The 9123-nt window shown below is 66.5% G+C and carries 10 protein-coding genes; 8 read left to right on the forward strand and 2 right to left on the reverse strand.

Going from position 1 to position 9123, the window contains the following annotated elements; all coding sequences use genetic code 11:
- Positions 1-605 precede the first annotated feature (605 nt).
- Entirely contained in the window at positions 606-1382 is a 777-nt protein-coding gene (locus BN13_RS10665) for a hypothetical protein (protein ID WP_157038549.1), read from the reverse strand.
- 162 nt (positions 1383-1544) lie between these two features.
- On the opposite strand from BN13_RS10665, the gene BN13_RS10670 reads away from it, so the two are divergent.
- Both BN13_RS10670 and BN13_RS19295 read left to right on the forward strand, forming a co-directional pair.
- Positions 1545-4514: a hypothetical protein gene (locus tag BN13_RS10670; protein ID WP_048546714.1), complete on the forward strand. Its 2970-nt coding sequence runs from the start codon at positions 1545-1547 to the stop codon at positions 4512-4514.
- Positions 4515-4730: 216 nt separating this feature from the next.
- Positions 4731-4886 (forward strand): hypothetical protein, encoded by a 156-nt coding sequence (locus tag BN13_RS19295; protein WP_157038550.1) that lies wholly within the window; start codon positions 4731-4733, stop codon positions 4884-4886.
- A gap of 314 nt (positions 4887-5200) precedes the next feature.
- On the opposite strand, the gene BN13_RS10675 is transcribed toward BN13_RS19295, so the two are convergent.
- Positions 5201-5653 carry a hypothetical protein gene (locus tag BN13_RS10675; RefSeq protein WP_048546716.1) on the reverse strand — a complete coding sequence of 151 codons (453 nt, stop codon included), beginning with the start codon at positions 5651-5653 and terminating at the stop codon, positions 5201-5203.
- 454 nt (positions 5654-6107) lie between these two features.
- Here BN13_RS10675 and BN13_RS10680 point away from each other — a divergent pair, with 454 nt between their 5' ends.
- From BN13_RS10680 to BN13_RS19625, 6 genes are all read left to right on the forward strand, one after another.
- Positions 6108-6614, forward strand: coding sequence for a hypothetical protein (locus BN13_RS10680; protein ID WP_048546719.1), 507 nt, complete (start codon positions 6108-6110; stop codon positions 6612-6614).
- Positions 6611-7153 carry a hypothetical protein gene (locus BN13_RS10685; protein WP_157038551.1) on the forward strand — a complete coding sequence of 181 codons (543 nt, stop codon included), beginning with the start codon at positions 6611-6613 and terminating at the stop codon, positions 7151-7153. The genes BN13_RS10680 and BN13_RS10685 overlap by 4 nt, the downstream gene beginning before the upstream one ends.
- Before the next feature lie 169 nt (positions 7154-7322).
- Positions 7323-7538, forward strand: a complete 216-nt coding sequence (locus tag BN13_RS10690; protein ID WP_048546723.1) for a hypothetical protein — start codon at positions 7323-7325, stop codon at positions 7536-7538.
- On the forward strand, positions 7535-7957 hold the full coding sequence (locus BN13_RS10695; protein WP_048546725.1) for a helix-turn-helix domain-containing protein: 423 nt from the start codon (positions 7535-7537) through the stop codon (positions 7955-7957). The genes BN13_RS10690 and BN13_RS10695 overlap by 4 nt, the downstream gene beginning before the upstream one ends.
- Positions 7954-8613: a type I-E CRISPR-associated protein Cas5/CasD gene (cas5e, locus tag BN13_RS10700; RefSeq protein WP_048546727.1), complete on the forward strand. Its 660-nt coding sequence runs from the start codon at positions 7954-7956 to the stop codon at positions 8611-8613. Before BN13_RS10695 ends, cas5e begins: the two co-directional genes overlap by 4 nt.
- A 227-nt stretch (positions 8614-8840) precedes the next feature.
- Positions 8841-9123, forward strand: a 283-nt coding sequence (locus BN13_RS19625) for a MucR family transcriptional regulator (protein ID WP_162199947.1), incomplete at its 3' end; no start/stop codon positions are given.

Here is a 9123-nt window from a genome sequence, read left to right on the forward strand (position 1 = left end):
TTCGCCCGATTGTCAAATCATCCCCAATCGAACACGGTTTGGAAATGACTCACGTTGACTCACGCAAATCCCGGATGAGTCAAATCGAAAGTCAAATCGAACATGCAGGTCAGAGGCCCTTTTTACTACTACTACTACTACTTGACTCATTTGACTAATACATACATACCCCCTGATGCGGGAGAACATTTATATTCCCTGGATTCGGTATATATGTTCTCTCTACAAGGGGGGGCTATGTTTCGCATGAGTCAAATGAGTCAAATGAGTCAACAGGCTCCTGACCTGCGTGAATACCGGGTATATGGTGGGCATTTTCGATTTATTTTTGACTCATTTGACTCATGGGAAAAACCAAGGGGTCTCCATACCCGTCGGACGCGCGCGCGTGATACACCATCGTGAACACAACGTGTCAAGCGTTTGTGACCTACATCACTGGGTGACATGGATAACATGACATTCCTCCGTGAACCCCCCAACATGGCCCGAATCCGGGGTTCAGGGGTGATTTTCGGGCTCCGGAGACGACGGGGTCGGCGAAGCACGGGGCACGTTGTGACGTTCGTCACACCACGAATCCGGAGTTTTCTCGCCGAAATCCGTCAGAACTGGCTCGAATCGAAGTCGTCCACGGGGAACCACTGGCACTGATGAAGCTTCAACGCCTCGTCTTGGTCGGGTCTCGGTAGCGCCGACGCCTCGCCTTGGGACACTCGATCCGCTCGCCAGGCCCACCGAGACGCGGCCTCCAGCGGCCACAAGTCGTCTTTCCCGGCATAGCTGCGTCGTCGGTGGATCGCCCACCGCACCGCCTCCGACCCGACCACGAACAGCCGGTCGGCGGGGGTGCGACGTCGCAACACCTTTACGTCAGACGCTTCGGCTTCTCCGGGAGTCACCGACGCCGCCAGAAGCATCTCGTTGGCCTGCTCCCAGCCGTATCCCGCCGCGGCGAGCACGGCCGCGGCGGCGGGGCTGAGATCGGGCGTCAAGGCAACCAGGTAGGGGTCGTTGCGCGGATCGTCATACATCGGGGGCAGTCGATCGAACCCATTGCGGACTGTGCCGAACTTCTCCCCCACTCGGGTGACCGCCCCATCCTCCGCTGGCGGCCTGGGGCCGACCGTGAAAGAGCCGACTTTCCCCGACAGCAGCCGCCACGGGTCAACTTCGGGGAGAGTCAACATCACATCGGTGGCGAACCCGCCGAAAAAGGTGGCAGCCCAATCCGGGGTGCGCACCACCACCTCGTGCATCGCCGCCTCGAAGAGCGCTCGGCGCTCGGTGGGCAGCAGCGGCTCGACGAGGGTCAGCGACCACCCGAGAGCGGCTGACGACGGTGGTAACGGATTCTGCGGCATAACGATCGACTTACTCACGGGTACGCGGGGAAGGCTCCACTGTGCATCTCAGTCGCGCAGCAGAATTGCGCCTCGGTGTCGTTCGGTGATCGGGAGTGCGGACGCCCGTAGGTTGGAGTCAGAGCACCCACGGTAGCCGTAGCCGCGCCGCGACGGCACCCTGAACGGCAAAGACCGTGCATGAGCGTATGGAGTCCGGCGGATTACGCCCCCATCATCGGCGAGGGAGCCGTCAAACTCTACGCATCAGCGGTGGCCCCGCTCGTCGCCTACGCGCAAGGGCTCGCAACTATCACCGGGGCCACCGTTGCCGCCTTCAACGCCTCCATCGGTCGCGACGGTCGCTCAAGCCGCGCACTGGTCGCGGCCTGCTCGACCGGGGACGCGATGGCGATGCCGTGGCACACCCCCGGCGATGTCGTCGGCTACTGGGCCAGTCGCAAGCTCTCCCGCGAACACGGTATGCCGGCCGCCCCGGCGCGGGTGTCGTCCTGGCAGGTTCGCCCACACTCGTCGTCGCTGCGGGTGGACCGCAAAGGCAAGCCAGAAGGCAAGTACCTCGTGTTGTCGAGCTTGTCTTCGGTGCTCTGCGTCCACCCGGCGACGCCGACGTCGTGGCTGTCATCGACCCCGCCGACGATCGCGTTGACCGAAGGACTCATTAAGGCGCTCTCGTTGACGACGGCCTTCCTGATCGAGGCGGGTATTGACTCCGACGACCTGATGATCGACCCCGGCGAAGACATTCACGCCGCCCGCGACCGGCTCAGCGCCTTGATGGACACGATCGAGCCGGAGCGACGCTTCTTGGTGATCGGGATGGTCGGCGTCGGCAACTGGCACCAAAATCCGGAATGGAACGCGATCGACGTCCGCAACCGGACGTTCTATGTCGCGCTGGACGGCGACATCGAAACCAACCCCGCTGTCGCCCGTCAGGCGGGGCGGTTGCACCAGTACCTCACGTCGGGCAGCCGCAACGCCGACGCCAAGATGGTTCACCTCGCGAACACCGCCGGATACCAGCCGAAAGACGGCATCGACGACGTCCTGGCCCGCGGCATCCCGCTGCACGACTTGCTGGCCGCGGCAACGGCGGACTTCCCGCCGCCGAACCCGCCCGGCACCGAAGGCCGGTGGCGGATGAACGACACGACGCTGACGACGCAAAAGTTCGAGCCCAACCCCGACGGCGACGGGGGGCGCTGGGTGGACGTATACCCCTATGTCGCGCGGGTCTCCGAAGTGGTCCGCCCACGATTCGTCACGCCCCAAGAAACCCTCACCGGAAACACGACGCCTCGCTCCGAGTTGGATCAAGCGGCCTGCACCGTCACCGTCGAGTTCGCCTGGCTCCGCGGCCAAGACGTCATCACCCGGAAATTGCACGGCAACCAGAACATGCTGTGGACGGTGCCGGACCGATGGACCGCCCCCCAGGTCGGAGTCGTCATGCCGACCGAACACTTCGGCCCCGACCCGCTGGCGTTCCCGCCGACCCACAAAGAGTTCACAGGCGCGATGATGGGATACCGCGACTCGGAGCGGGTCTACCGCACGGCCTGGCAGCAGATGGGCTGGCTGCCGATGGACGACGGGTGTCCGGTCATGGCGATGGGCGATGTCGTCATCGGCGCGAACGGTCTGATCGACCCCGACAGCGTCCACCTCGGCATTGACGACTCGGTGATGTCGGGCTGGCGATCCTTCGGGATGATCCTGCCCGACGACGATGACGACGCCCGGTCCGCGGTGCGGACCACCATGAACACCTACTTCCCCGAGCATCCGGAAGACTATGTGTGGACCGATCCACGTAGCGCGGCGATCACTCTCGCTGCGGGGTTGCGGCCTGTGGTGCCGGTCCGGTGCGCCTCGCCGCTCTACATCACGGGCGGGACGAATCTCGGCAAGTCCTACACCTCAGCCGCGATTATGGCGTTCTGGCAGCCGACGGGGGGAGTCTGGACCCCGAATCGGCTCCCCGGCTCGGCGAAAGACACGCAGACCGCGCAGGAAATGATGCTCGCGCGGTCGCCGATCTGGGTCACCGACGACGTTGCCCCGAACGGGCACGACACCCAGGCCCAGCGACGAACCGAGTCCGCCGTCGACGAAATGCTCAGGGCTGTCCACAACGGGCACGGTCGGCTGCGTGCCACCGCCAGCCTCGGCAGCGCACAGGTATTCAAGCCGATCGCCTTGCTGGTGGTCAGCGCCGAGCAGTCCACCGAAGTCCCCTCGATCCTCAACCGGGTCGTCCCGATGCGGGTGGCGAGAGGCTTCTTGAACCCTTCGCGGGTTCCCACCGATCGGCTGGACCGCGTTTCCGCCCAAGGCATACAGGCAACCGTCACCGGCTACGCCGTGCGAATGATGGCTCGACGGATCGCCGCAAACGGGTGGGCCGCCACTCGCGAAGAATGGCAGCAGCGGATGGACGACAACGCCACTTCGGTGAGCGCCCAAATGGATGTCGCGGGAGGCTCGCAGCGCCCCGCGAACGTGGTTGCCGACATGATGCTAGGGCTGGACGTCTTGTCCGACGTGATCGCCGAACTGGGCATGGACGATGAGTTCGGCGACCGATTGTCGGCGCTGTACGCCGCCTTCGACACGATCGCCAATGATGGCGCGAGCACCGCGCAATCATTCTCGCTGGGGACGATCTTTCTGTCCCGGCTGCGGTCTGTCTTGTCCGCGCACGGTGCTCACATCGGCACCCCGTCCGGGTCTCCGGGAGCGCCGATGCCGGTCGGCCCCGACCGCTGGGGTCAACGGGCGGAAACCATCAACACACTGCTGGGCTGGACCCCGAACCCGGACGGGGTGCGACCAGGAGGCAAGCGCATCGGCGTCCTGGTCTTCAAGGACGGCGAGCCTGCGATCGTCTTCGACAAAACAGCGGCCTACCAGGTGGCGATCCAAGGACACGCCGACGCCCTGTCGGCCTCGCGCGACACGGCAGCCTGGGAGGGTATCCATCGGGAAGGCTTATCCTCGACGCGGTGGGGCCGCAAGCAGCAGGGCAACGGCCAGCCGTCGATCCTGCAACGAGTCTCCGTGGGCGGGGTGTCCGTGACCGGGATTGTGATCGAGTTGGCGGCGCTGTTGGACGTCGAGGACGCGCCGGAGACGACCGCGTCCTAGCGGGATTCCCGGTCGCACGCGATCGCCGCCTGGACAATGGCGTGAACGTCCTCGACTCCGAACATTCGGTCGCTCGAAGTGATCCTCATGGCTGCTCTGCCGGCTCGGGGGGTGGCGCTGTGTGACCGGCCAGTGCTGACCGGCACTGCGCCGCCGGCGCCGCCGGCGCTGAGCGGTCGAACACCGGGGGGTGATGGCCGGCGCCGGCATTGTCATGTGCAGCACCCTGACGGCCCGCTGCAGGGCTTGGTGTTGCAATGGGCGCAGGAACCCGCTGGGTGGGCAGCGTTGACGATCTATGTCATACCGCGCCCCGGCGGAGACCTCATCGTCCAGGAATGGCTGCCAGCCCACCGGCTGACCCCTGTCTGAGCCGGTAAGCCGCTGCCAGCGCAATGGGGGCGATTGCCGGTCCGCCGTACCGGTTGGGGCAGCAGCCACACTAGGCGATCGGGGACTCCGAGCAGCAGGCTGGTTGGGTGAGGCTGGTAGCTGCGGCGGTGATCGACAGTGCTGTTCGTCTCGCGGTGTGCTCCCGTGTTCGGTTGTGGCGCCGCGGTGGCTTCGCGGCAGTGAGACTCCTTCGGTGGTGGCTTCGCGGCAGTGAGACTCCTTCGGTGGTGGGGCCGCGGCAGTGAGACTCCTTCGGTGGTGGGGCCGTCCGGCCGGCCAGGCTGCCGGACGCTCTACGCCTGAGTGTCTTTGTAGATGCGGTATGCCCAGGTGCGGCCGTGGGGCCAGCCGCCGGCTTGTAGGGCGGTGGTGATGGCGCTCCAGGAGGCGCCGGCTTTTCGTGCGCGGGCCACTGCGTGGGGGATGGCGTTGGTGTCGCCGTGGCCGACGGCGGTGGTGAGGTCGCGGAGGCGTTGGTCGCGGATGCGGTGGGTGAGCAGGGGGTGGTGATCAAGCCAGTCGTCGATCGCGTCGGCGTCGAAGCGGGCTGGTTTGGTGTGCGGCGGTAGGGGCTGCGGCATGCCGGTAGTGAGGCGAGCTGATAGCGCGGGGTCGGCGGGTCTGGCGGCGGCGCTTCGTAGGGTCGAGAGCGAGGGTCGGATGCCTAGCTGTTGCTCGATCAGGTCGGCGAGTTCGAGGTAGCCGTAGGTGCGCTGTGGGTCTTGCCGTGGTTTCGGTTTGGTCATAGGTGGCCTTAGCTGGTTAGGGGCGGGTGGAGGTCTGGTCGTTGGGTCTGGCAACGCGTGGTGACAGCTGGCGGGTTGCAGGGTGTCAGGTGCCCATCAACGTGAAGGAGGTGGGTCGGTCACCAATCGTGTACCGAGCGCAGCGTTAGGGATAGCCTGTTGGGCAGCGGGGGCACCCGGTCGGCCAACGAAGAAGCCAAGGTAGGACGTCAAGGCGATGGGGCCGTACTGCAGGTACTGCAACCGCTGCCATGAGCTGAGGCAGTTGCCGTGCGTGATCGGGCGACTCGGCGTTGGGCACTCATTGAAGCTCGGAGGCCATGGCCAGGTGTCCTCACTCGGACTGGCCTTCCTGAGTGCGCGCGGGCTGGCCCCCGCGGGGACAATGAGACCGTTACCCACCCGTGACCCGAACTGTATACTGATAGTCAGGATTGGGTGTATAGTCGTATACATGGGCACTGGAACCGAGACCGTCACCTTCGCCACCTGCGGCCACACCGACCGCGTGCAGATCACGTGGACCGGGGGGCGTGAGCAGCGCGAGCGCAAGGCCGCATGGGTCGCCGCCAACCTGACCTGTCCGTCCTGCCGCGAGATTGCCACCGCAGCTCGGGGTATCGCCGCTATCGAGTCCGGTCTCGTTGGCTCGTCCAAGCAGTGTGCGTGGGCCGAGGACATCCGGACCGCGTACCTTGCCCGCTGGGACGAGACGCGGGCCCGCCTTGAGGCCGCTGCCGACACCGACGAGCGCGCCGCTGTGATGCTCGCCCGGGGCGTCGAGATCGCCGCCACCACGGACGCGAAGTGGTGGATCGACAACGCGCGCTGCAGCAGCATCGAGGCGACCCTACTGCGCGAGTTCCCGGCCCCGGTCGCGTCAAGCGCGCCCGAGGTGCCCCACTCGATGCGTGCGAGCGCATGGCCTGCGGGCACGCGTGGTCTGCGGGTCGGACGATGAGCAGCCGGGAGGCTCGCGAGGCTGCACTCGCTGATCCCGCGATGCCGGTGCCGGTGAGCGCGTGCTGGCTGTGTGACTTCAGCGCGGGCGACTTTGGAGATGTCTGTATCGCGCACTGGCGATATAGCACGCGCGACGTCGCGCGTGACCTTGGGGAGGTGCTCGCTCATCACCGTGCGGGGAAGGTCACCGACGACAGCCTTGAACGGCTGGGCGAGGTTGCCAAAGGGCTGACCGCTGTCGCCGTCGCGGAGGCGGCTTACGCGTGGGCCGAGACGGTGGGGGCGCTCGATGAGGGCCGGCTCGCCGCGGACCGAGCTAAGGCGATCGAGCTGCTCGACCCACCGCGCGACCCGCGCCTGCGGACGTCGGACGCGGGCGAGTCGCTCGACCTTGCTCGCGCCTCTCTCGAGGCGGCCATGACCGAGTCCAAGGCGGCGGCTGTTGAGGCCGTGCAGATGGGGTGGCAGTCCGAGGTCCGCGCGGCCGAGAGTGCCGGCATTACGCGCAAGACTCTGCGCGAGGCCTTGGGTAAGTAGACCCTCGCCCCGGCGTGGTCGAAGCCCTACGAGTGGGCGAGCTGCGACCGTTGATCAGCTTGTGACCGGTCCGGTGGACCACCTAGGTTGACGTGTCCTAGTTTAGGACATATAGTAGCTATCACGAGGTCAGGGCAGAGGCCCAGACCAAGACCCGAAGGGGAAAGCCATGAACGACATCACCAAAGACGACATCATTGCCCACGCCATCTACCCCGCCATTGCCGGCGAGTTCGATAGCGCCACCGAAGAGGCCATCGAGGAGGCGATCTTCGAGGTCGCCCCGCGCAGCACCTGGACCTACACCCCCGGCGAGGGCTGGAGCAGCCCGGCCATGGACTACGACACCTTCTGGGCGATCGTCGAGCGCGTGGCGACCGCATGAGTGACACCGCGACCAACCGGAACACCGCGGCCATGACGGCCGCGGAGTTCCGCATCGCCCGCGAGCATTTGGGTGTGACCGGAGACTGGATCGCTTGGCGGCTTGATGTCACCGGCCGGACTGTGCGGCGGTGGGAGCAGGGCTCGGCGCGCATCCCTGCCGGTGCTGCGCAGGAGGTCCGCGAGCTCATTGACCATCAGGATGCCTTCGTGGCCGCGCTCATCGAGCGGTGCCGCATTGATGGCCCCGACGAGGACGGCACGGCGTGGGCGGCCACCTACCCCGACGATGAGTCCCTGGCCGAGGAGCACCCCGAGGTCGAGTACCCCGCGAGCTGGCACCGGGCTGCGATGGGGCGGGTCGCCGCGTCGGTGGGGTGGCTGCGGCTGCGCTATCTCGACGAGGACGTGCAGCGATGAAGGTGCTCCTGCTTCGCCTCGCCGGGCCGATGCAGGGCTGGGACGTGCGTCAGCAGCCCTTCATCCCCGGGTCACGGCAGCGGGACATTGCTGCCTCGCGCGAGGACCTGATGCCGACTCACTCGGGCGTCACCGGACTCCTCGCGGCCGCGCTCGGTCGTGAGCGGGGGCAGGACATGAGCGACCTCGGCGCGCTGCGCGTGCTCGTGCGCGCCGACCAGCCCGGGGAGAAGAGCGCCGAGTTCCGAATGTCCCGTCGGCTCACCAAGCAGGGGCAGGTCCTGCCCGCGCCGTCGCTGTCGGTCCACCTCGAAGATGCGATATTCCTCGTGGGTGTCACCGGCAATGACGCCCTGGTCGAGGAGTGCGCCTCGGCGCTGCTGCGGCCGCGCTGGCCGCTGTATCTCGGCCGGCGGGAGTTCCCACCGACGTGGCCGATCCTCTTGGGCGTCAAGGATGGTGATCTTGTCGACGTGGTTCATGCGCATCCGTCGCTGGAAGCGCCCTGGCATGCCGAGCGCCATCCTCACCATGTGCCCGAGATGTGGGAGGTGTCGCGTCGGCTCCGGGGCGAGCGGGACGCGTCCGTGCCCGTACCTAGCCCGCCCGCGGAGCCCGACTGGTTTGCTGCCGCGGACAGCGCGGCAGATGTCTAGCGAGCATGGAGAGCGACCCCGCTCCTTATCGAGGGGCGTCCACCCGGCCCATGAGTGACCAGGACGCTGTCGAGCGGGGCGGGTTGCCCTCAGGTCAGCGCGGGATGCGGAGAGCTGGAGCCCGGGATGACACCCCATGCCGGGTGGCCGGCTGTCCGCGTCCACGCGACTCGGCCATCACCGAGCTGTGCTCTTATCACCGTCACCGCCAGCGGCAGGACAAGCCTTTGGAGACCGGCATCGATGAGGTCGGTGCACGACCCTCCGGGCACGGCCTCTTTGGTGTCGTCGACCGCGACGAGGACGCCATCATGTGTCACGAGTGCGGTCGGTGGATGCGTGTGCTCACCCCTGGTCATCTCAGCCGGCACGGGCTCACCCCCGAGTTGTACCGGCAGCGCCACGGCCTGGCCCGGAAAGAACCCCTCGCCTGCGAAAGCTACCGACAGGCCCACCGCGAGAAGCTCCTTGCCCGCCCCGACATCATCGCCGCCGGCACCGCCGCCATCG

The organism is Nostocoides jenkinsii Ben 74, assembly GCF_001046875.1.
GTDB lineage: Bacteria > Actinomycetota > Actinomycetes > Actinomycetales > Dermatophilaceae > Nostocoides_A > Nostocoides_A jenkinsii.

Bases quoted from the DNA above. Each gene is read 5' to 3' on its own strand.
- BN13_RS10670 (WP_048546714.1), top strand. From the start codon at position 1,545: ATGAGCGTATGGAGTCCGGCGGATTACGCCCCCATCATCGGCGAGGGA.
- BN13_RS10680 (WP_048546719.1), top strand. From the start codon at position 6,108: ATGGGCACTGGAACCGAGACCGTCACCTTCGCCACCTGCGGCCACACC.
- BN13_RS10685 (WP_157038551.1), top strand. From the start codon at position 6,611: ATGAGCAGCCGGGAGGCTCGCGAGGCTGCACTCGCTGATCCCGCGATG.
- BN13_RS10690 (WP_048546723.1), top strand. From the start codon at position 7,323: ATGAACGACATCACCAAAGACGACATCATTGCCCACGCCATCTACCCC.
- cas5e (WP_048546727.1), top strand. From the start codon at position 7,954: ATGAAGGTGCTCCTGCTTCGCCTCGCCGGGCCGATGCAGGGCTGGGAC.
- BN13_RS10695 (WP_048546725.1), top strand. From the start codon at position 7,535: ATGAGTGACACCGCGACCAACCGGAACACCGCGGCCATGACGGCCGCG.
- BN13_RS10675 (WP_048546716.1), bottom strand. From the start codon at position 5,653: ATGACCAAACCGAAACCACGGCAAGACCCACAGCGCACCTACGGCTAC.